Origin of the sequence: Prolixibacter sp. NT017 (assembly GCF_009617875.1) — a bacterium.
Taxonomy (GTDB): domain Bacteria; phylum Bacteroidota; class Bacteroidia; order Bacteroidales; family Prolixibacteraceae; genus Prolixibacter.
This window is the reverse complement of the sequence record NZ_BLAV01000001.1, coordinates 118,797-142,405: the sequence shown is the minus strand read 5'-3', so window position 1 is coordinate 142,405 and position 23,609 is coordinate 118,797. Positions and strand designations below refer to the sequence as shown.

Below are 23,609 nucleotides of genomic sequence, written 5' to 3'. Positions count from 1 at the left end.
AACCCGTAACCCGATTAACCTGTTATTCACACGAAAGTGTAGCAAAGATGAAAATTATTATCGACGACAAAATACCCTACATCAAAGGGGCTCTGGAACCGTTTGCAGAAGTGGTTAACCTACCGGGAAGCCAGACAACATCCGAAGTGGTGAAAGATGCCGATGCGCTGATTACCCGCACGCGGACCAAATGTAACCGGCAACTGCTGGAAGGTTCCAACGTAAAATTCATTGCCACCGCCACCATCGGTTTCGATCACATCGATACCGAATACTGCCGCGAGGCCGGGATTGAATGGACCAATGCACCGGGATGCAACTCGGGTTCCGTGGAACAATACATTGCATCAGCACTGGCAGTGCTCAGTGAAAAACATCATTTCGCGCTCAGCGGAAAAACCATCGGCATTGTTGGCGTCGGAAATGTCGGTAAGAAAGTAGCCCGGATTGCCAAAGCTTACGGCATGAAAGTTCTGCTGAACGACCCGCCCCGCGAACGGGCTGAAGGAAAAGGAGCATTTGTTTCGCTGTCTGAGATTCTGGAGCAAAGCGATATTATCACACTGCATGTACCGCTGAACATGACCGGTGAAGACAAAACCTTCCACCTGGCCAATGACGCCTTCTTCGCGAAAGCGGGAAAAAAACCGTTCGTTATTAACTCGTGCCGTGGCGAAGTGGTGGAGACCGAAGCGCTGAAAAACGCATTAAACACCAATCAAATTGCCGGTGCCGTAATCGATTGCTGGGAAAACGAACCCGATATCGATCGCGAATTGCTGGAGATGGTCGACATCGCCACACCACACATTGCCGGCTACTCCAAAGACGGGAAAGCCAATGGAACATCGATGAGTGTACAGGCCATCAGTCGGTTTTTCGGACTGGGCATCGACAACTGGACCTGCAAAAATGTGGAACTTCCGGCCTCGACAGAAATTACCATAGACGAAATAGAAAAAAGCACCGAAGAAATTTTAAAAGAAGCAGTTCTGGAAACGTATGACATCCGGGAAGATGATGAACGGTTACGGCTTTCGCCGGAAAGCTTCGAGAAACAACGGGGCGATTACCCGGTGCGGCGCGAATTCCCGGTGTACCATATAACGCTTCTTAACAGTTCGCCGGAAACAATGAAACAACTTAAAACGTTCGGTTTTAAAACGACATAAATAAAAAGTAAAAACCCATGGTGTGAAATTATCTGTAATGAAGAAAAATCAAATATTTTAACCCTTAATCCCTAAAGGGAAACTTTGATTTTTCAGGATTCACCCTTTAGCGCTGGGGTAAAAAAGACTGAAAAATCTTCGTGAGACTAAATTTCACACAACGGAAAAGCACATTAATCGTATTCAAAACATAAAAACAAATGAAGCAAAAAGCAGACATTGGCCTCATCGGCCTCGCAGTAATGGGCGAAAACCTCGTGCTCAATATGGAAAGCAAAGGTTTTACTGTTGCTGTATATAACCGTACCACCGAAAAAGTAGATAAATTCATCAACGGTCGCGGCGCCGGGAAAAATTTCATCGGTTGCCACACCATCGAAGAGTTGACAGCCAACCTGGAGCGCCCACGCAAAGTGATGATGCTGGTGAAAGCCGGGCAACCGGTGGACGATCTGATTGAAAAAATCATCCCGCACCTCGAGGAAGGCGATATCATCATCGATGGTGGTAACTCGCACTTCCCGGATACGATTCGTCGTACCGAATACGTCGAAAGAAAAGGACTGCGCTACATCGGAACCGGTGTTTCGGGTGGTGAAGAAGGCGCCCTGCACGGCCCGTCGATGATGCCAGGTGGAACTCCCGAGGCATGGCCGTTTGTGAAAGATATTTTCCAGTCGATTGCTGCCAAAGTAGAAGACGGAACGCCATGCTGCGACTGGGTAGGCGAAAACGGTGCCGGTCACTTCGTGAAAATGGTACACAACGGTATCGAGTATGGTGACATGCAGATCATCACCGAAGCCTACCAGATTATGAAGGACCTGCTGGGCATGAACTACGACGAAATGCACGACGTATTTGCCGAGTGGAACAAAGGCGATCTGGACAGCTACCTCATCGAAATTACCCGTGATATTCTCGGCTACCGCGATGAAAACGGTGAGCCACTGGTAGAAAAAATTCTCGATACCGCCGGACAGAAAGGTACCGGAAAATGGACCGGTATTTCAGCGCTCGATTTGGGCATTCCGCTGACGCTGATTGGCGAGGCAGTATTTGCCCGCTGCCTCTCTGCGCAAAAAGATTTGCGTGTAACAGCATCAAAAGCGCTCAGCGGACCGAAAGCTAACTTTGACGGCGACCGCGAGCAGTTCCTGAAAGATCTGAAAGATGCCCTGTACGGCGCAAAAATCATCTCCTATGCGCAAGGTTACGACCTGATGCGCGAGGCAGCAAAAGAACACAACTGGAACCTCAACTACGGAGGTATTGCCCTGATGTGGCGCGGCGGATGTATCATCCGTTCGAAGTTCCTCGGCGACATCAAGAAAGCCTACGACAAGAACGGTGATTTGGAGAACCTCCTGCTCGACGACTTCTTCAAAGGGAAAATTGAAGCCGCCCAGGAAGGATGGCGCCGTGTGGTAGCAACCGCTGTGATGAACGGCGTACCGGCTCCGGCTATGACCACCGCCCTGAACTATTTCGACGGTTTCCGAAGCGAGCGTTTGCCCGCCAACCTCTTGCAGGCACAGCGCGACTATTTCGGAGCGCATACCTACGAGCGGGTTGACAAACCGCGTGGCGAGTTTTTCCACACCAACTGGACCGGCCACGGTGGCGATACCGCCTCGTCGAGTTACAACGTGTAACGAACAGTTTTCAGATAAGTCCATCCCGGGAAGAGCTTTCTTTCCGGGATTTTTTTGTAGGAAGATGTTAGATTATTAGATGAGCGACATTAGAAAGGTATAAGGTTTCAGCATCTGTAAGGATGTCATCGCTCTGAGGGATGACATCCTTACAGCCCACGGTGGGACTCAACCAGCATCTGATGAAGCGCATGGCTTCCCGGGAGGTATCCGTTGCAGCGTGACGAACATCTTCCCGGAACGGAGGCACCTCGTTGCAGCGAGAAAAACATCTCCCCGAAACTGACGCAACCCGTTGCAGCGTGACAAGTATCTCCCCGGAACTGAGGCACCCTATTGCAGCGTCATGAGCATCATCCCGAAACTGACACACTTCATGCAGCATGCATGAACATCTCCCCGAAACTGAGGCGGCTCTTTGCACTGTGCGCAAACAGTCTGGACCGATATAAGTGCATCATCAGATTCAAATGAAGCGCCTGAGTTTGGAGAAGTAATTCATCAGCATGTGATGAAGTGCTCCCGGTTGCTGAAGGTGCCTCATCACAACCCGATGAACGACTCTTAATCATTCAGAGTGCTCCGCCAGATGCCAGTGAAGCCATCCAAGTGGTAAAAATGCCTCGTCAGATGCAAACGGGATGGAATGAATACCTGATGACACATCTTCACATGCCAATGGAATAAACTGAATGCTTCGGGGCGATTCGTTGACTGCGGTTCATGTGATGCGGGAGAAAATTTCTAATTTGGCAAAATGAAAGCGACTGACTGGAGCGATACCATCTGTAAAACAAACGGAATTCACATTCACTACACGAGAACCGGCGGGAAAAAGCCCTCTTTGATTTTGCTTCACGGATTAATGACGAACGGGCTCTGCTGGACAAATTTGGCCCGTGCCTTTGAAAACGATTATGATGTCATCATGCCGGATGCCCGGGGGCACGGAGAATCGAGCACTCCTGACTTTGGCTACCGGTACGAAGACCATGCAAACGATGTTGTCGGTTTAATAAAGGCACTGAACCTTTCCCCCCCGGTTTTGCTCGGACATTCCATGGGAGGGATGACAGCAACCGTAGTCGCCAGCCAAGATCCCAAGCTACTCAGAGGTCTCATCCTGGCCGATCCGACTTTCCTGAGTCCAAAAGTTCAGCGCGAAGTTCGCGATAGCGATGTGGCAGACCGGCATCGACAAGTTCTGAACATGCCTTTGGAAGAAGTTATTGCGGAAGCGCGTGGCAGACACCCGAACCGAACATCCGAAACCCTTGAGCTATTTGCCCGGGCAAGACTTCAAACCAGTATGGCTGCCTTCGACGTTCTTGCGCCACCCAATCCCGATTATACGCAACTGGTGAAAGCAATTGACGTTCCAAGCCTCCTCGTTTTTGGAGATAGAGGTGTGGTTTCGCCAGTTGTTGCCGAAGAGCTGCAGGGTCAGAATTCGAAAATCCAGATCGAACAAATCTATAAAGCCGGCCACACACTTCACATGGACCAGCCAGAACGCTTTGTAAGTGTCGTTAAGTCATTCTTGCGTTCAATGGACACAATATGAACCGCATATACAGATAGAATTCACCAATGACCAGGGAGAGATTGTTGGATTAGCCACAAATGGCATAATTTACTGATAAGGGACACAGCAAATTTGCCGCTATTTATTAAAATCGTTATTAAAACTGAATACATGGACCACGACAAGAACATCAATCTTTTGGAAGTAAGAATTCAGAAACTCATTGAAACAATGCGCCCGCCGGTTCACATGAGAGACGAATTGGACATTGGATACTCCTTCCGGAATAACACGCTTGAGCTTTTTGAAATCAGACCGCGCTGGGACAAAAAGGATGAAAAAATCAACTCCCCATTTGCAAAAACGAAATTTATTAAGAGTCGCGGAATCTGGCAGATATATTGGCTGCGGGCAAATGGGAAATGGGTATCCTACGACCCAAATCCGGAGGTAAATGATATCGTTGGATTCTTTGAGATTGTTAAAGACGACAAACACAGCTGCTTTTTCGGCTAGTCACCCTCTCTCAACTTTTCCAACGTTCCGATTTTCCAAAAGCATTATCTTAGCGGTGAAAAACTTGTCATTATGGAATGGACCTGGCTCTTTGTAGGATGTATGGCGATTGCCATCCTTTATTTGCGTTTCGCTCCGCGACCGTTGCCGCCCAAAACACGGGTCGACCGGTTTATGAACTTCGTGCTGCGCTGGTTCCATTCGCTTACCTGGTTCTTTTTCGCCCTGTTTTGTCTGGTGCGCATGGCAGCACTCCCGTCGCTTTATGAATTGGGATTCATCTTCGCCATTGTGGGCGGGTTGATATATTTCCTATTTTTAGGAGTATTTCTGTTCAGCCGCTTTTCCAGGCGGCGGTAGCAGGAGTCGATTCACAACCCGATAAACCAATTTTTATGAGCCAGTTGATGCTTCTGGCGATTGTCATTTCGGCGGTTGCCTTGCTGTTGTTACTTGTCCTCCGATTCAAAATCAATGCCTTCATCGCGCTCATCGTTACGAGCATGTATGTCGGTCTGGCCACCGGCATGAAACCCGACAAGGTGCTGGAGAGCATCCAGAACGGGATGGGCGGAACACTTGGTTTTGTAGCAACAGTTGTCGGCCTCGGCGCCATTTTCGGAGCCTTGCTCGAGCACAGCGGAGGAGCCCGTTCACTGGCCCATTACCTGGTCGGGAAATTTGGATACGAACGCGCTTCGTGGGCCATGGTGCTCACCGGCTTCATCGTGGCCATCCCGGTTTTCTTCGATGTCGGGTTCATCATTCTGGTCCCCATCGTGTACGCGCTTTCGCGGGATACCGGGCGACCCGTGTTGTATTACGGCATTCCTCTTTTGGCAGGTCTGGCCGTTACGCACAGCTTTATTCCTCCTACTCCAGGACCGGTGGCTGTAGCCGAAATTGTCGGCGCCAATCTGGGTTGGGTCATCCTGCTTGGTTTCATTGTTGGGTTACCTACCGCTATTATTGCCGGACCGGTGTTTGGGAAATACATCAGCAAACGAATTACTGCCTCTCCACCTGCATTTCTGCAGGAAGATGAAAAGCATACTGATACCAGTCAGTTACCTAATTTTAGCATCATTGCTGCACTGATTGGCGTTCCACTGCTACTCATTCTGGTCAATACCATTTCCGGCGTTTTGGTCAGCAAAAAAATCATCGCCGCCAGCACAACAACGGACATTATCAGTTTCCTGGGACATCCTTTCACGGCATTAACCCTGGCAACATTGCTGTCACTCTATTTTCTGGGGACGAAAAGAGGCGTATCCGGAAAAGAGTTGCTCGACATCAGCACCAAAGCGCTCGGCCCCGCTGGCATCATCATCCTGATCACTGGAGCCGGTGGCGTATTCAAACAGGTGCTCATAGACTCCGGCATTGGAAAAATGCTGGCCCATTCCATCGCCAACTCGGCACTTCCGCCATTGCTGTTGGCCTGGTTGCTGGCAGCAGTCGTCCGTGTTACACAAGGAAGTTCAACCGTTGCCATGATCACAGCCGCCGGCATCATGGCGCCGGTGCTGGAAGTGTTCGACCTTTCCGCTCCACACCGGGCACTCATTGTGCTGTCCATTGCAGCGGGAGCCACCATCCTTTCCCATGTCAACGACAGTGGATTCTGGTTAGTGGGAAAATACTTTGGCATTAGTGAAAAACAAACACTCCAGTCGTGGACAGTAATGGAAACCATCATCTCGGTTTCGGGATTAATTCTGAGCCTTGGATTGAGTTTCTTTGTGTAGGTAAAAAAATTCTTAAGGATGGATAATTATCCGAATAATCGCTTAAATGATTCCATTCTTTTTATGACCTTTGTCATTCCACAGTAAAATACGTCCCACAAACACCACGCAACATGTACAAAATTCAGACACTGAACAAGATTGACCAGGAAGGATTAAAACTCTTTCCGGCAAACGCTTACGAAGTAGGCGGAGAAGTAGCAGAACCGGATGGCATCGTGCTTCGCAGTTTTAAGATGCACGATATGGAACTTCCATCATCCCTGAAAGCTGTTGCCCGGGCCGGAGCCGGAGTGAATAACATCCCGATTGATAAATGCACCGACAAAGGCATTGTTGTATTCAATACCCCCGGTGCCAACGCCAACGCGGTAAAAGAGCTGGTAATTGCCGGTATGTTGCTTTCGTCCCGGAACATTGCCGGTGGCATTGAGTGGGCCAAGACCTTGAAAGGAGAAGGTGATAGTGTAGCTCCTTTGATCGAAAAGGGGAAATCGAATTTCGCCGGTAACGAAATCAAAGGAAAGACACTCGCTATCATCGGATTGGGAGCAATTGGTGTTATGGTAGCCAATGCTGCCGAAGCACTGGACATGAACGTGATTGGTTTCGACCCATATATCTCTGTCGAGCATGCCTGGGAACTGAACCAGAACATCGCACGTGCCGAAAGTATCGAAGCGCTGCTGGCACAGGCCGATTACGTAACGCTGCAGATTCCGTTGATGGACAAAACCAAGAACTTCATTGATGCCGAAAAAATCGCCATGATGAAGGACGGTGTACGCATCCTGAACTTCGCCCGTGGCGGACTGGTTTCCAACGCCGATCTGAAACCGGCACTCGAAAGCGGAAAAGTAGGTTGGTATGTAACCGACTTCCCGGATGCCGACGTTCTGAACATGAAGAATGTAATTGCCATTCCTCACCTGGGTGCTTCTACGCAGGAATCGGAAACCAACTGCGCGGTAATGGCCGTGCGTGAAGTTCGCGATTACCTCGAAAACGGAAATATTCGCAACTCGGTGAACTTCCCCGATGTAGCCATGAACCGCAACGGTGGCGCCCGCATTCTCATCGCCAACAAGAACGTTCCGAATATGGTGAGCCAGATCTCAACATTGCTGGCAGGTTACGGCGTGAACATTGCCGATATGATGAACCGCAACCGCAACGGCATTGCCTACAACATCATCGATATCGACCGGAATGAGCTGGATCCTGAAGTGAGTGACAAACTTCGCGAGATTGAAGGCATCTTCCTGGTTCGCGTTCTTCCCGGACAGAAATAACAATCTTTAATGTTTAGATAAAAAAACACTCCAAACCTTACTGGTTCTGGGGTGTTTCTTTTTATACAAACTCGGAGGAAAATCAGTTTGTATAAGGCAAATAATGAAAGTGTATTTTTTACACCTATTATTGCCGTTTTACTAATCAAAAATTTCTATTTTTACGTCGAAAATATTTTAATCACAACCAGATGAAGAACAATTTAACCAATAAAGCAGCAGACAACATTCGGATTTTATCGGCCGCCATGGTCGACAAAGCAAATTCAGGTCACCCGGGCGGTGCCATGGGCGGAGCTGATTATGCGAATATTTTGTATTCTGAATTCTTAAAATACAATCCGGACGACATGAGCTGGCCGTTCCGCGATCGTTTCTTCCTCGATCCCGGTCACATGTCTCCCATGCTTTATTCCGTTCTGGCCCTCTCGGGAAAATTCTCCATGGAAGATCTGAAGAACTTCCGTCAGTGGGGTTCAGTTACTCCGGGTCACCCGGAACTGGATACCGAGCGGGGTGTGGAAAACACTTCCGGACCGCTGGGACAGGGACACACCATGGCCGTTGGAGCTGCTATTGCCGAGCGATTCCTCTCCGCAAGGTTTGGCGAATGGATGTCACATAAAACTTTTTCTTTCATCTCTGATGGTGGTATCCAGGAAGAAGTTTCGCAGGGAGCAGGTCGTCTGGCCGGTTTCCTCGGATTGAGCAACCTGATTATGTTCTACGATTCGAACGATATTCAGCTCTCTTCCGAAACTGATGAAGTAACAACTGAAGATACAGCAAAAAAATACGAAGCCTGGGGATGGAAAGTACTGACCATCGAAGGCAACGACACAGAAGCCATCCGCGGTGCATTGAAAATTGCCACCGAAGAAAAAGAAAAGCCCACGCTCATCATTGGTAAAACCATTATGGGTAAAGGTGCTGTAACCGATGGCGGCGATAGTTTCGAGCGCAAAGTTTCTACTCACGGGCAACCGCTTTCGGCAGCCGGTGCTTCGCTCGACAAAACCATCGAAAACCTGGGTGGCGATCCGAAGGAGCCATTCCAAATTTTCCCCGAAGTAGAAGAGCTTTACAAAAAGCGTCAGGACGAATTGCGCCAATGGGTAAAAGAGTTCGAAGCAGAAAAAGAAAAATGGGAAAAAGCAAATCCGGAATTAGCTGAAAAACTGGAAAACTTCCTTTCCGGTGACATTCCTGAATTTGATTTTGCCGCGCTGGAACAAAAAGCCAACACAGCAACCCGTGCTGCGTCAGGTACTGTTTTGGCCGCTTTCGCTGATCAGGTTGAAAACATGATTGTGGCTTCGGCTGACTTGTCGAACTCCGACAAAACCGATGGCTTCCTGAAAAAGACCCATCCGTTTGCCAAGAACGACTTCACCGGAGCGTTCCTGCAGGCAGGTGTATCAGAGTTGACCATGGCTTGTGTAATGAACGGTCTGGCACTTCACGGTGGTGTGATTCCGGTGTGCGGAACCTTCTTCGTGTTCTCCGACTACATGAAGCCCGCCGTTCGTTTGGCTGCGCTGATGGAACTTCCGGTAAAATATGTCTGGACACACGATGCTTTCCGTGTGGGAGAAGATGGTCCTACTCACCAACCGGTTGAACAGGAAGCGCAAATTCGTCTGCTCGAGCAGTTGAAAAATCACCATGGCGAAAACTCCATGCTGGTTCTCCGTCCCGCAGACGGTACCGAAACAACCGTAGCTTGGAAGATGGCCATTGAAAATACCGAAACACCTACTGCATTGATTTTGTCTCGCCAAAATATCAAAGATCTGCCGGCCAACAGCGACCGTTACACAGACGCGCTGCAGGCTGAAAAAGGTGCATACATTGTTGAGAACGACGCCAACCCCGATGTCATCCTGCTGGCTTCAGGTTCCGAAGTAGCTACACTGGTCGACGGCGCTGCGTTGCTGCGTGAGCGCGATGGTTTGAAAGTTCGTGTGGTTTCCGTACCTTCCGAAGGTCTTTTCCGCAACCAGGAGAAAGCTTACCAGGAAGAAGTACTTCCGGTTGATGTACCGAAATTCGGTATGACCGCCGGTTTGCCGGTTACCCTGAAAGGACTGGTTGGAGACGCCGGTGCAGTTTGGGGGCTCAACTCGTTTGGATTCTCGGCACCTTACACCGTACTCGACGAAGAGTTAGGCTTCAACGGTGAAAACGTATACAAACAGGTAAAAACATTCCTGGAAAAATAACTTGCACTTGTTACCAATGAAAATCCCCGGTCGTTTGGCCGGGGATTTTTTATTTCAGGAAATTATTGTATCATCCTTATTCCATTCCAAATACCGATTTCAGCCAGGCCGCAGCCATCAAATGACAACCAGCGACCGACGGATGAACGCCGTCAGCCGTCCAGTACTTCGGCCCCACCCGCTTCGATGCTTCATCGAAAACCGATTGATACGGAATGAAAATCGCGTCGAACTCTTTAGCCAGTTTGCGGGCTACTTTCCGGTACGCATCGAAAGCCGGGAACCAGCTATCGTCAACGGCACTGCCGCCCAAAACAGCGAAAGGCTCACCAATCACCAGTTTTACATCCGGTAGCGCAGCTTTGGTTCGCTTCAGCAATGCACGGTAATCATTCTCGTAAGTTTCAATGGTGCCGTCGTATTTTCCGTCGTGCATGTGCCAGTAATCGTTCACACCGATGAGAATAGAAAGTAACCTCGGATTCAGTTCCAGGCAATCTTTTTCCCATCGGTCAGCTAGTTGAAACACTTTGTTCCCGCTAATTCCCCGATTGTAAATAGTCAGGTGTTTTTCGGCAAAATGGTCCAGCAGGGTGGATGCGGCCAGGAAAACATATCCCGGACCAAATCCCAACGGATCATTCGGGCGTTGATCTTTTTTGTCCCTCCAGAAATCCGTAATCGAATCACCTTGAAAGACGATCACATCATTCTTCTTCAGAAAAACTTCCGATAAAATCTCAGTTTCGACCTGCGCATCTGCAGATTTGACGGTTGCCCCTATAATTCCCGGAATGGCTGCCAGTGCTCCTGCACTCAAAGCCGTTTGCTTTAAAAATCCCCGGCGATCAGTTCGTTTCATACGTTGTATTTTTGTCGTTAAGTTATATCGAATAGTAACAGGAATTCACCTTTCAGAACGTTTAGCAACATAATCCAACACAAATTTCAGCCGCTCCTCAACCGCCACTTTCGGAAGTTCAACCAGACGATAGTCGTTTTCCCGGTAGGCTTTTACAACACATTCGTGAATGTGGCAAGCCTCGTCAAAGGTCTCTTTCCGAACGGTATCCGTCTGATAAATCTCCTCCCAGGGAGGCGTTATAAAAACGGTTGTAGCATACCGATGGTTTTTAATGGCAAACATCAACGCGTCGGAAACCGGCTTTCCTTTGTAATACGAAAAAGCTGCCTGATCCGGCAATCCCCTGTCGGCAAAAGCAATCTCTCCTTCCGGCGTTTCTTCCAGGAACTGAATGCGTGCCTCCATCACGCGGCGTTCGAATTCCCTGGAATTCCGCCAGGGCAATATCTCTCCATTGTGCTTTTGCTCTTCTTCAATCAATGCCCGCGCTGTTTCGTGCCCAATCCGGTAACCTCTTTCTACCAGCTTTTCTGCCAATAAGGTTTTTCCAAATCCGGGACCACCTGTCAAAACATAAACCATTTCGTCTGATTTCTACTCCTAATTTAGAAATAATATGCTTCCGCTTAACAAATTAGCCCTTTATCGGGCACAACTAGATTAACTTATCATTAATTGTCATACATAAACAATTGACATACAGAAAAATACAATCGTTCAAAAAATTTTAATGACGAACCAATAACATAAATTCATACTTTAGCGGCTGAATCCGTGTACGAACACGGATTTTTTAAAACGACATTCCGTGTACGAACACGAAACCAATAAATCAAGAAGAAAATGAAGACACTGAACCGCAGTAATGTAACCAATCTTCCAGCTTATCCCGAAAGGATCTTACAATTTGGAGAAGGCAATTTCCTTCGCTCCTTCACCGATTGGATGGTGAACCGGATGAACAAAACCGTCGGTTTCAACTCCGGAGTGACAGTTGTTCAACCCATCGAGCGCGGCATGATTGACATGCTGAACGCCCAGGATGGTCTGTATCATGTCTGCCTGAAAGGAATGAAAAACGGTCAACCGGTAAAAGAAGGCGAGCTAATTGACTGCATCAACCGGGGCATCAATCCATATACTGATTTCGATGTCTACCGGGAAGTGATTGACAATCCCGAACTCCGTTTCGTTATTTCCAACACAACCGAGGCGGGCATTGTATTCGATAAAAACGACCGGGCAGACATGCAGCCACAGCAATCTTTCCCGGGAAAAATGACAGCGCTGCTCTACCAGCGTTTTAAAACATTCGAAGGTGATCCCTCCAAAGGATTGATCATCATTGCCTGTGAATTAATCGACCGGAATGCCGATTTCCTGAAAAAATATGTACTACAGCACGCCGAAAACTGGAAACTCGAAACCGAATTCATCGATTGGGTGGAAACTTCATGCGCTTTTTGCAATTCACTGGTCGACCGCATCGTTCCCGGATTTCCGAAGGAAAACATCAAGGAAATTCAGCAAGAACTGGGCTATGAAGATAATTTGGTAACCGAAGCCGAATATTTTCACCTGTGGGTCATAGAGGGACCGGAATGGGTGCAAAAAGAATTTCCGGCACAGGAAGCTGGTCTCGAAGTGAAATTTGTGAAAGACATGACCCGCTACCGTGAACAAAAAGTCCGTGTGCTGAACGGCTGTCACACCGGAAGTTTCGCAACGTCGTTACTGTATGGACTGCCAACCGTTCGCGAAAGCATCGAGAACCTCGAAATCGGACGATTCATGAAAGAAATGGTCTACGAGGAGATTCTCACCGGTATTCCGGGAAACCGTAATGAACTGGAAGCTTTCGCCACCAAAATTCTGGAACGTTTCTACAATCCGTATATCCGCCACGAATGGAAGAGCATTGCGCTCAACGCCATGTCGAAATTGGAAACCCGTAATCTGCCTTCACTGCTCGACTACTTCGAAAAAGAGGGCCGTTTGCCGCAAAAACTGGTTTTCTCGCTGGCAGCCTCCATCGCTTATTACAAAGGCAGTGTCGATGGTGTTGCCTATACGCTGAACGACGACCAATGGATTCTGGATTTCTATCGCGAAGTATGGGAAGCATACGACGGCACTCCGGAAGGAATGCACCAGCTAACGAGCAAAGTGCTCAATCTAAAACAACTCTGGAAACAGGATTTGAACCAGGTTTCCGGCCTCACCGAAGCCGTGGCTGGTTACCTCTATTTGATTGAGGAGGCCGGCATGAAGCAGGCGGTGAAATCGGTTTTAGGAAAGAAAAATCCAAAAAAGAAAGTTGCGTAAGCATACATCTGAATTTTATTGTGATGAATGAAAGGTCGGGAGCAATTCCGGCTTTAGCCAAAAGAGAGATGGAAAAATTTATTCGCATATCGCCCAAAGACAATGTTGTTGTTTGCCTGAATCCGTTGACCGCCGGTGAGCAACTGGACATTGACGGCCAGCTGATAACTGCTTTGCAGGAAATTCCGGCTGGTCACAAAATCGCTATCCGGAAAATTGAACCCAACGAATGGATTCTGAAGTATGGCGAACCCATTGGCCATGCCACGACTGCGATTGAAGCCGGCGAACATATTCACTCGCACAACCTGAAAACCAATCTTTCGGGAAACCTGGAATATCAGTACCATCCCAACTTCAGGAAAGTTGCTGAAAGTGATGCGTCCCGCACGTTTAAAGGCTACCTGCGGAAAAACGGAAAAGCCGGTATCCGGAATGAACTCTGGATCATCCCGACGGTTGGCTGTGTGAACGGGCAGGCTCAGCAGATTCTGGACATCTTCAAATCGGAAGTACAGCCGGATGATATCGATGCGGTTCAGGTTTTCAAGCACAACTACGGTTGCTCGCAGTTGGGCGATGATCATGCCAATACAAGGAAAGTATTGGGGAATATGGCCAAACACCCGAATGCCGGTGGTGTACTGGTTCTCAGCCTGGGTTGTGAAAATTTGCAAATGGAAGATTTCCGCGACTCGCTGGGCGATTTCGATGAAGAGCGTGTTCGTTTCCTGAAAGCACAGGCGGTCGAGGATGAAATCGAAGAAGGGGTAAAAATACTGAAGGAGCTCTATGAAATCATCCGTCATGATCAACGAGAAGAAGTTCCCGTTTCTGAACTAAACATCGGCCTGAAATGCGGCGGCTCCGATGGTTTTTCCGGCATCACCGCGAATCCGTTGTTGGGCGCTTTCTCCGATTTCCTGACCGCTTCCGGCGGAACTACTATTCTCACGGAAGTACCGGAAATGTTTGGTGCTGAGAAGCAACTCATGGAACGCACTGAAAGCGAGGCCATCTTCGATAAAACCGTCAGTTTAATCAACGATTTCAAAGATTACTTCACATCGCATAATCAGCCTGTTTATGAAAATCCTTCTCCCGGGAATAAAGCCGGCGGGATTACAACACTGGAAGAAAAATCGCTGGGGTGTACCCAAAAAGGTGGGAATGCAACCATTGTAGACGTGTTGAAATACGGCGAACCGTTGAGCAAGAAAGGCCTCAACCTGTTATCCGCGCCTGGGAACGATTTGGTAGCAACGTCGGCACTCGGTTTCAGCGGATGCCAGATGGTGTTGTTTACCACCGGACGCGGAACTCCTTTCGGGAGTTTCATTCCGACCATGAAAATCTCGACCAACACACCCATTTACGAGAAAAAGAAGCATTGGATCGACTTCAATGCAGGTGAGCTGGTCAACGGGAAACCAATGGACGAACTCCTGGAAGATTTTGTACAATATATCATCAACGTGGCCAGCGGCGAGAAGCTAAATCATGAAAAAAGCGGTTTCCGCGAAATGGCCATATTCAAATCAGGCGTAACATTGTAAGTACACCGTATCTGAAGAGCAAAAGAAAGGCTGTCCTCAATTCGAAGACAGCCTTTTCGTTTATATCTGAATAAAGATTATTCTTTCAACTTGTCAGCCATGGCATTGGCCAGCTCGATGCACATCTGGAATTTATCAGCTTTCAACGCGCCTTTCTCTTCCACCGGATCGTAAACCAAATCCCACTTGATGTTCTCAGCAAATTTCATGAGGTTTTTCACGCCGCCGCCATTCCACGAAAAGGAACCAAAAACACCCAGCAGGTGCTCTTTGATGCCCATGTGCTCAATTTTGGAAACCAGCGCCTCCACTGACGGAAACATCTCGTTGTTGTAGGCAGCGCTACCAACGATGAATCCTTTGTATTTGAAAATATCGCTGATAATGTAAGACTGGTGCGTTTTGGAAGCATCATAAACACGAATGTTTTTCACACCGCGTTCGGCCAGTTGCCGGGCAATCACATCCGCCATTTTCTCGGTATTTCCGTACATACTTCCGTACACAATCACTACACCTTCCTCGGTTTCGTAGCGGCTCCACTTATCGTATCGCGAAAGCACAAAATCAGTGTGTGAACGCCAAATCGGACCGTGCAGGGCGGCAATCATTTTAATGTCCAGGCCACTCAGCTTTTTCATGGCACGTTGCGTATGCGGACTATACTTTCCAACAATGTTGGTAAAGTAGCGCATCATCTCCTCTTCGTAAAAACTAAGATTCAGTTCGTCATCGAAAATACCGCCGTCCAACGTACCAAAGGTTCCGAAAGCATCAGCCGAGAAAAGAACACCGTTTGTCTTTTCGAAACTAACCATCGTTTCGGGCCAGTGTACCATCGGGATAGTGTAAAACTCGAGTGTATTTTTTCCTAACGGAAGTTCATCACCATCGCCAACTTCCAGCGTGTTTTCCTTAATCTGGTAAAAGTTTTCCAGCATCGGGAAGGTCTTCTTGTTCCCGACAAGGGTAATGTCCGGATATTCGGCCACGATGCTGCGAATCGCGCCGGAATGATCGGGCTCCATGTGGTTAATCACCAAATAATCAACCTTCCGGTCGCCCAGTATATTTTTAATATTCGAAAGATACTCGTCGATAAACGCACGCTCCACCGTGTCCATCAAGGCTACTTTCTCATCAACAATTAAATACGAGTTGTAAGCCATTCCGTGTGGCAGCGGCCAGTAATTCTCAAAAAGATGGGTTTTTCGGTCGTTTACTCCTACATAAAAAATTTCATCTGCAAGTTTTACCTGATGCATAAAATTGTCCTCCAAACAGTTAACGATTTTTTGGTTTTGTAATTCAGGCACGAAAATATAAAATATTTAGGTGTAAACCGTTGAATAATTGTCAATAAAACATAAATAGATGAGCAAGATACTCCATCTGGTGAGTTAAACTGAATTTACTATTTTTACGACCAAGAAAGACTAAGTATGGGAATTGAGCGCAGAAACAGGCTAATGGTTTTCCCAAAAGTGGGAAAATGGGTCATTATATTGGTAGCCATCGGTTTTATTGTGGTTGGCATTCGTGCTTTCCAGTTGTATGGATACATTTTCGAGAATAATGTAAAACACTCGGGTTTTGTATACATTCCCGATGGTGCAACTTATGACCAGGTGATCGATTCGCTGAAGGCGGGTGATTTCTTGGCCAACTACAAATCCATCAAATGGGTAGCCAACAAGAAAAAGTATCCGGATTTAATCAAACCCGGTGCCTACAAACTGGAAAAAGGTTGGAGCAACAACAAACTGGTTGACGTGTTACGCTCAGGAGCTCAAACGCCTATCAAAGTGACATTCAACAATATCCGTTTCCGGAAAGATTTGGCGGGCCGACTGGCTCACTACATGGAAGCAGATTCGACTGCTTTTTTAAAAATGCTAACCGACACCGCCGAAGCAAAGAAATACGGCTTTACTTACGCTGCTTTCCCGGCCATGTTTATTCCCAATACCTACGAATTGTACTGGACAACAACACCCGCGGAATTTGTGGATCGCATGCATCAGGAATATGATCGTTTTTGGACAGACGAGCGGAAAAAGAAAGCTGAAGCGGCAGGAATGACTCCTGTTCAGGCAACAACGCTGGCGTCAATCGTCCAGGAAGAAACCGTGAAACCGGATGAGATGCATAAAATTGCCGGTGTTTACATCAACCGGTTGAAACGTGGCTGGCGGTTGCAGGCCGATCCAACTGTAAAATTTGCTGTTGGTGATTTTAGCATCAAACGCGTTCTCAATCAACACCTCGAAATTGATTCGCCTTACAATACATACAAATACAAAGGATTACCTCCCGGCCCCATCAATTTCCCGAATCCGAAAAGCATTGAGGCGGTACTGAACTACGAGAAAAGTAAATATCTCTATTTCTGTGCGAAGGAAGATTTTTCGGGGTACCACAATTTCTCAAGAACCTTGCGGGAACACAACCGGAATGCGGCCCGTTACCAACGGGCATTGAACAAAAACCGCATTTTTAAATAATCCGGGAAAGTAGTTTATCAGATGACGTTCACCTCGCGTTCGAGTTGAATCGCAAATTTATTTTCAACATCGATCCGGATCTGTTCCGACAGTTCGAAGATTTCCTGTCCGGTGGCACCACCATGATTGACCAGCACCAGTGCCTGGCGGTCGTGCACGCCAGCCTGGCCAACGCGTTTTCCTTTCCAGCCTGCCTTTTCAATCAACCAGGCGGCAGCGATTTTCACCTTTCCAACACCAGCCGGATATAGCGGGATTTCGGGATATTTTGCTTTTAATGCATTGGCTGTTTCTTCCTCGACCACAGGATTCTTGAAAAAACTACCGGCATTTCCAATAATTTCCGGGTCGGGTAATTTCCGTTCCCGGATAGCGATAACCGCTCGTCGAATAGTCGAGTGAGACACGTTTCCCAGACGCTCCGCTTCGGCTACCACATCGCCATAATCCAGTTTGAATTCCGGTTTTTTATTCAGTTCGAACACCACCGAAGTGACCACAAAGCGTCCCTTCCATTCCTGTTTGAATATACTATTCCGGTAGGAAAACTGACACATTTCGCGGGTAAAACTCTTTTGTTGCAATGTCTGCATATCCACTCCGCGAACCTCCAGGATGACCGAACCGACTTCAACACCGTACGCTCCAATGTTCTGGACAGGAGCCGCTCCAACTTTCCCCGGAATCAGCGAAAGATTTTCAACTCCTCCCCAACGGTTGCCCACACAAAATGCAACGAACTCGTCCCAATCGATGCCCGCACCAGCTTCCACCCAAACCGATTCTTTATCTTCTTTCAAAATCTCAATACCCGAAACGTCTGCTGACAAAACCAGCTCATCCACGTCGTGCAGAAATAACATGTTACTTCCTCCCCCCACGATCAAATATTCCATATCACGGTATTCCGGATTCGATTGATAAAACTTGATCAGGCCTTGAGCATCAGAAAATGAGAGAAAAGATTTAGCTTTAACGTCGATTCCAAATGTGTTCCTGGTCAGCAAGGAATAATCGTGGTAGAGGATGAACATACCTTAAATTTTTGATGGCAAAGATAATAGAAGCAGTGATATTTACGTTTCCTTTTTAACTGCGTATCGTTACAACTAGAATTTGACAACTGTGCGAAAAATACTACTGGCAGCAACCAATGATCTCGTAAGCGATCACCGAGTACATAAAGTTGCCTCATCGCTGCAAAAGATGGGCTTCGAAGTAACCCTTTTGGGACGGCGCTTAAAAAAAAGCGGTTCCCTGTCGAGACCCTACCAGACACGAAGGTTTCGGTTACTCTTCAACAAAGGTCCGGTATTTTATGTCTCCTTCAATTTACGGCTATTTTTCCATGTTCTTTTCGGAAAATATGACGTTTTAGTTGCGAATGATCTGGATACCCTTCCTGGAATAACAGCAGCAGCGAGCTTACGTAAGTTGCCGGTTATTTACGACAGCCACGAATTGTTTACTGAAGTTCCGGAAGTTATCAAACGCCCGTTGGTAAAAAGGATGTGGCAAAGGCTCGAGAAGCTTTCCCTCTCTCATGTGCATTCGGCGTACACCGTTAGTGAATCTATTTCGGAGTGCCTTTCTTCGGTTTACCGGAGAGAGTTTACCGTTATCCGGAATATGCCACGATTTTCGCCGGTGACTTTTATTCCGGGCGACCGACAAATGGATTTCGGCGACCAACAAATCATTCTTTACCAGGGAGCGTTGAATATGGGGCGCGGCCTGGAGATGATGATTCAGGCGATGAAATACATTCCCAAAAGCATTCTGCTGCTGGCCGGCGACGGAGATAAGAAGGATGAACTTCAGGAACTGGTCATTCGGGAAGACCTGGGAGGAAAAGTCGTTTTTCTCGGAAGATTATCCCTTTCCGAGCTCCACTTCCTGACACCACAAGCCGATTTAGGCATTTCTTTGGAAGAAGATTTGGGATTGAGCTATCACTTTGCGTTACCCAATAAGTTGTTCGATTATATTCATGCAGGAATTCCGGTGCTTGTGTCCGATTTACCGGAAATGCGAAGCTTAGTCGAGAATTACAAAGTCGGTGAAATACTGGAAGAGCGAACCCCCGAAGCTGTCGCCCAACAAATCAACAAATTGTTCTCAGCCAAAGAGTACAGAAAGATATGGGAGGAAAATGCTTCGCTGGCAGCCCGTGAACTGTGTTGGGAAAACGAGGAAAAGAAACTGGCAGCCATTTATGCGCCCTTCCTGGAGGAATCAGGACAGCTCGTCGTTGAGTAACGATTCAAAATCAATAATTTCCTCTTCTTCTCCTACTTCACGAACACCACCGTTCTCGCAGGCTACTTTCCTGGCCGGAAACTTCCGGATTAACGGGTAATCGTGCGTGGCGATAACAACGGTTTTCCCCTCTTTATTAATCGCCCTTAAAACATTCAGAAGCGACTCCGACGTTTCCGGATCCAGGTTTCCGGTAGGCTCATCGGCCAGAATAATCTCCGGATTATTCAGCAAAGCCCGCGCAATGACAATACGTTGCTGCTCACCTCCCGACAACTGGTGCGGCATCTTCGAGCCCGAATGCGGCATGTCGACAATCTCGAGCACTTCGCGAATGCGGTCTCTGATAGCGCGCTCCTGTTTCCAACCGGTTGCCTTCAATACAAATTCCAGATTCTTATAAACACTCCGATCGATCAGCAATTGGAAATCCTGAAAAACGATTCCTAATTTCCTTCGCAGTAGCGGAATATGCTTCCGTTTGATGGCTTGCAGCTTGTAACCAGCCACTTCTCCTTCGCCTTCAATCAGGGGCAATTCGACATAGAAGGTTTTCAGAAGGCTGGATTTACCACTTCCCACTTTCCCGATAATGTACAGGAATTCGCCCTTTTCTACCTGAAGACTAACGTCTTTCAGAATCAGATTCTCTCGTTGATAAATATCTGCACCTTTTAGTTCAATGATTGCTTCCACCAGTAATCGAAAGTTTAAGTGAAAATTATATTTTTGTAAGAGGCCGCTTCAGACAAAACTAAGTTTTTTTTGCGGAACAATTGTGTGGATTCTCTTCTTTAAACCAAAACGAACAGTGTTTAACCTGATTACACCCTGTAAAATCAGATTAGAAAAAAAATCACATGAAATTCATAGCTAGATCGTTTTTTACGCTTGGATTGATACTGCTTGTTACCTTGGCAACTTATGCGCAACCGGTAACCAGTCCAACCGGTATTGACGAAACTTACCGTACAGCACTGGAGCTTTTCCAGACACGAAAATTCAGCTCGGCTTACCACGAGTTCAATAAAATCATCAAACAGAGCGAGCCTTCGTCAGGGATGTTTGCCGAAGCGACCTACTACAAAGCTGTTTGTGCTTTGGAAATGGGAAACAGGAATGGGAAAGAAGAGTTGGAAGACTTCATTGACAAGTATCCCAATTCGCCACAAATTTCCATGGCGCATTTTCGACTGGCCAATGTGGAGTTTGCCAACAAGCGCTACCGGCAAGCCATGCGCGACTATGAAAAGGTGGACGCATACCTGTTGCCCAGAGCAGAAAGCGACGAATATAAATTCAAATTGGGGTATTGTTACCTGGACAACGGAGAGAACGAAAAGGCCAAAACCTATTTCTACGATTTGAAAAACAAACGGGGCAAGTTTTCCCGTGCAGCCGCATATTACTGGGCGCACATCAACTACCTTGAAGGAAACTACGAAACGGCGCTGTTAGAATTCCAGAAACTGAAGGACGATCCGCAGTACTCGGGAATTGTACCTTTCTATACGGCACAAATCTATTTCATGCAAAAGAAATATGACGAGGTGATCAAAATGGCTCCGCCATTATTGAAAGCTGCATCGCCCGAACGAAAAATCGATATCTCCAAAATCATCGGAGACTCCTGGTTTCAAAAGGACCAATACAGCAAAGCTCTTCCGTATTTGAATGATTACATGAAGAACACGGAAAAACCGACCACGGATGATTATTACATCATCGGGATGTGTCAATACGAGACCGGCGATTACAAACAAGCCATCGCCAATATCGAACGGGCCACACGCGATAAAGATGCTGTAGCACAAAATGCCTATTATCATTTGGCAGGAGCCTACCTGAAAGATGGTCAGAAGCAAAAAGCGATGATGGCGTTCTCCAATGCATCGGAAATGAGTTTCGACCCGAAAATCAAGGAAGATGCTTTGTTCCAGTATGCCAAAATCACTTACGAGCTGGATTATTCCCCCTTTAACGAAGCCATCAAGGCATTCGACAAATACATCACACTGTATCCCAATTCGGAGCGAAACGATGTAGCTTATGACTATCTCGTGAAGGTTTTCATGACGACCCGTAACTACAAGGATGCGCTGGCGTCGCTGGATAAAATCAAAGTGAAAAGTCCGGCCATTAAAAAAGCATATCAGCGGGTAGCCTACTATCGTGCACTGGAATTTTTCCGCGATACGAAGCTAAAGCAGGCTATTGAATTATTCAATAAGTCACTACAGTATAGCCAATACAACGACGAATTGAAAGCGCTGTCTTATTACTGGAAAGGGGAAGCGGAATATCGCCTGAACGATAAGGAAGCCGCAATACTCGATTACCGCCGCTTCCAGACAACAGCCGGTTCATACCGAATGAAGAAGGAATATGCACTTTCGAACTACAATATCGGTTATGCCTATTTCGATCAGGAAAAATATGGTCAGGCTGCCAGTTGGTTCCGGAAATTCCTCACCTTCCCGCACGACAAAGATCCGAAGCAGGTAGCCGATGCATACAACCGGTTAGGCGATTGTGCTTATGTACAGCGCAATTTCCAGGATGCGATTGCTCAGTATCAGAAGGCGTACCACATGAACACCTACGATGCAGACTATGCACTGTTTCAAACGGCTTTCTGCTATGGTCTTCTGCATAAGCAACAGCAAAAAATCAACGACCTGAATAAGTTGCAGGTTCAGTTCCCCGATTCGCGCTATCGCGATGATGCCATTTTCGAAACCGGTCGTGCCTGGGAACGGGCCCATAACGATGACAACGCGAAGAAGAGCTTCAAGAATTTGCTGGTCAATTACCCAAACAGCCCATATCAGCCGAAAGCGCTGCTACAATTGGGACTTATCAGTTTCAACGAAAACGATTACAACAACTCTCTTTCCTACTACAAACAGGTAGTTGAGAAATACGCGAATACCCCGGAAGCCAAAGCTGCATTAACCGGAATCCGGAACAATTATGTGGAGATGAACCAGGTGGAAGATTACTTCACATATGCTCAAAGTTTGGGAAAAACAGCTACTCCTTCTCAATCGGAACAGGATTCGTTGCTGTACACTTCGGCTGAAAATCTCTACATGAAGCAAAGTCCCAAAGCAATGGATGCGCTGACCAGTTATCTCAGTCGCTTCCCCGACGGAGCGTTTGCCATCAATGCACATTTTTACCGCGGAGAGCTGTACTACAATCAACAAAACCTTCAGCAGGCTGCTGTCGATTATGATTATGTGCTGAGTCGTGGTGATAACATTTTCTCTGAGCCGGCATTGTTGAAAGCATCTGAGATCGCCTACCGGGAAAAAGACTACAACAAGGCGCTTGCGCTATACACGCGCCTCGAAAAACAGTCGAACAATTCGAAAGATAATCTGACTGCCCTCACGGGAATACTGCGCAGCAATTACGAACTGAAAAATTATCAGGCGGTAACCGAAGCAGGCTGGCAAATCCGGAATACGGAAAAAGTACCGGAAGAAATTTCGCGTGAAGCGGAATACAAAGCAGCCAAGACTTATCTGACACTCAACGAGCCAACTAAAGCGTATACGCTATTCCGCAAGTTATCGAAGGATACCAAAACGGCCGAAGGTGCCGAGGCGAAATACCAGGTGTGTAAGTACTATTACGACCACAACCAATTGAAAGCAGCCGAGAATGAGGTGATGAGTTTCATCGATAAGAATACGCCACACCAATATTGGCTGGCCAAAAGCTTCATTCTGCTGGCTCATGTTTATGAAAAAGAGGGTGACCTGTTCCAGGCAACACATACGCTCCAGAGTATCATCGATAATTACGGAGAGCCCGACGATGGAATCATCAAGGAGTCGGAACTTTATCTGAAAGATTTGGAAGCAAAACAGAAAGCACAATCCGCGGCACAAAGTCAGCAGGATTCTGTCGCAACTTCCTCTACTGATTCCATTCGTTCCAACCAATAATCCGAAAGCAT

General features: G+C 47.3%; 18 protein-coding genes. 13 read left to right on the top strand and 5 right to left on the bottom strand.

The genetic code is table 11. The features are described 5' to 3' along the window. Positions 1–47 precede the first annotated feature (47 nt). The 8 genes from pdxB (at position 48) to GJU87_RS00465 (ending at position 10,133) form a co-directional block, all read left to right on the top strand. On the top strand, positions 48–1,172 hold the full coding sequence (pdxB, locus tag GJU87_RS00500; RefSeq protein WP_153637725.1) for a 4-phosphoerythronate dehydrogenase PdxB: 1,125 nt from the start codon (positions 48–50) through the stop codon (positions 1,170–1,172). 200 nt (positions 1,173–1,372) lie between these two features. Next, on the top strand, positions 1,373–2,827 hold the full coding sequence (gnd, locus tag GJU87_RS00495; protein WP_153637724.1) for a decarboxylating NADP(+)-dependent phosphogluconate dehydrogenase: 1,455 nt from the start codon (positions 1,373–1,375) through the stop codon (positions 2,825–2,827). 757 nt (positions 2,828–3,584) lie between these two features. Beyond that, entirely contained in the window at positions 3,585–4,391 is an 807-nt protein-coding gene (locus GJU87_RS00490) for an alpha/beta fold hydrolase (protein WP_153637723.1), read from the top strand. A 132-nt stretch (positions 4,392–4,523) separates the two neighbouring features. After that, complete coding sequence (locus GJU87_RS00485) at positions 4,524–4,868, top strand: DUF3024 domain-containing protein (protein ID WP_153637722.1); 345 nt, start codon at positions 4,524–4,526, stop codon at positions 4,866–4,868. Positions 4,869–4,940: 72 nt separating this feature from the next. Further along, positions 4,941–5,228: a hypothetical protein gene (locus tag GJU87_RS00480; RefSeq protein WP_153637721.1), complete on the top strand. Its 288-nt coding sequence runs from the start codon at positions 4,941–4,943 to the stop codon at positions 5,226–5,228. Positions 5,229–5,263: 35 nt separating this feature from the next. Then, a complete protein-coding gene (locus GJU87_RS00475; RefSeq protein ID WP_153637720.1) occupies positions 5,264–6,619 on the top strand; it encodes a gluconate:H+ symporter in 1,356 nt (451 codons plus the stop codon). A gap of 113 nt (positions 6,620–6,732) precedes the next feature. Further along, entirely contained in the window at positions 6,733–7,911 is a 1,179-nt protein-coding gene (locus GJU87_RS00470; protein WP_153637719.1) for a phosphoglycerate dehydrogenase, read from the top strand. Between the two features lie 191 nt (positions 7,912–8,102). Further along, on the top strand, positions 8,103–10,133 hold the full coding sequence (locus tag GJU87_RS00465) for a transketolase (RefSeq protein ID WP_153637718.1): 2,031 nt from the start codon (positions 8,103–8,105) through the stop codon (positions 10,131–10,133). Between the two features lie 76 nt (positions 10,134–10,209). Here GJU87_RS00465 and GJU87_RS00460 read toward each other — a convergent pair whose 3' ends face one another. Both GJU87_RS00460 and GJU87_RS00455 read right to left on the bottom strand, forming a co-directional pair. Next, positions 10,210–10,995, bottom strand: a complete 786-nt coding sequence (locus tag GJU87_RS00460) for an SGNH/GDSL hydrolase family protein (protein ID WP_153637717.1) — start codon at positions 10,993–10,995, stop codon at positions 10,210–10,212. 45 nt (positions 10,996–11,040) lie between these two features. Continuing rightward, complete coding sequence (locus tag GJU87_RS00455) at positions 11,041–11,580, bottom strand: AAA family ATPase (protein WP_153637716.1); 540 nt, start codon at positions 11,578–11,580, stop codon at positions 11,041–11,043. Between the two features lie 261 nt (positions 11,581–11,841). Here GJU87_RS00455 and GJU87_RS00450 point away from each other — a divergent pair, with 261 nt between their 5' ends. Together GJU87_RS00450 and GJU87_RS00445 are read left to right on the top strand one after the other, a co-directional pair. Beyond that, positions 11,842–13,323: a tagaturonate reductase gene (locus GJU87_RS00450; RefSeq protein WP_153637715.1), complete on the top strand. Its 1,482-nt coding sequence runs from the start codon at positions 11,842–11,844 to the stop codon at positions 13,321–13,323. Positions 13,324–13,346: 23 nt separating this feature from the next. Continuing rightward, complete coding sequence (locus tag GJU87_RS00445) at positions 13,347–14,879, top strand: UxaA family hydrolase (RefSeq protein ID WP_228491790.1); 1,533 nt, start codon at positions 13,347–13,349, stop codon at positions 14,877–14,879. A gap of 77 nt (positions 14,880–14,956) precedes the next feature. Here the strand turns inward: GJU87_RS00445 and GJU87_RS00440 are convergent, their stop codons facing one another. After that, on the bottom strand, positions 14,957–16,159 hold the full coding sequence (locus tag GJU87_RS00440) for an FprA family A-type flavoprotein (RefSeq protein WP_228491789.1): 1,203 nt from the start codon (positions 16,157–16,159) through the stop codon (positions 14,957–14,959). Positions 16,160–16,321: 162 nt separating this feature from the next. On the opposite strand from GJU87_RS00440, the gene mltG reads away from it, so the two are divergent. Further along, positions 16,322–17,383 carry an endolytic transglycosylase MltG gene (gene mltG / locus GJU87_RS00435; protein ID WP_153637714.1) on the top strand — a complete coding sequence of 354 codons (1,062 nt, stop codon included), beginning with the start codon at positions 16,322–16,324 and terminating at the stop codon, positions 17,381–17,383. A 17-nt stretch (positions 17,384–17,400) separates the two neighbouring features. Here mltG and murB read toward each other — a convergent pair whose 3' ends face one another. Next, entirely contained in the window at positions 17,401–18,417 is a 1,017-nt protein-coding gene (gene murB / locus GJU87_RS00430; protein ID WP_153637713.1) for a UDP-N-acetylmuramate dehydrogenase, read from the bottom strand. Positions 18,418–18,508: 91 nt separating this feature from the next. On the opposite strand from murB, the gene GJU87_RS00425 reads away from it, so the two are divergent. Then, entirely contained in the window at positions 18,509–19,642 is a 1,134-nt protein-coding gene (locus tag GJU87_RS00425; protein ID WP_153637712.1) for a glycosyltransferase family 4 protein, read from the top strand. Here GJU87_RS00425 and GJU87_RS00420 read toward each other — a convergent pair. Beyond that, on the bottom strand, positions 19,619–20,338 hold the full coding sequence (locus GJU87_RS00420) for a cell division ATP-binding protein FtsE (protein ID WP_228491788.1): 720 nt from the start codon (positions 20,336–20,338) through the stop codon (positions 19,619–19,621). The genes GJU87_RS00425 and GJU87_RS00420 overlap by 24 nt on opposite strands. Positions 20,339–20,502: 164 nt before the next feature. Between GJU87_RS00420 and GJU87_RS00415 the strand changes: the two genes are divergently transcribed. Beyond that, entirely contained in the window at positions 20,503–23,598 is a 3,096-nt protein-coding gene (locus GJU87_RS00415) for a tetratricopeptide repeat protein (RefSeq protein WP_153637710.1), read from the top strand. Positions 23,599–23,609: the final 11 nt, after the last annotated feature.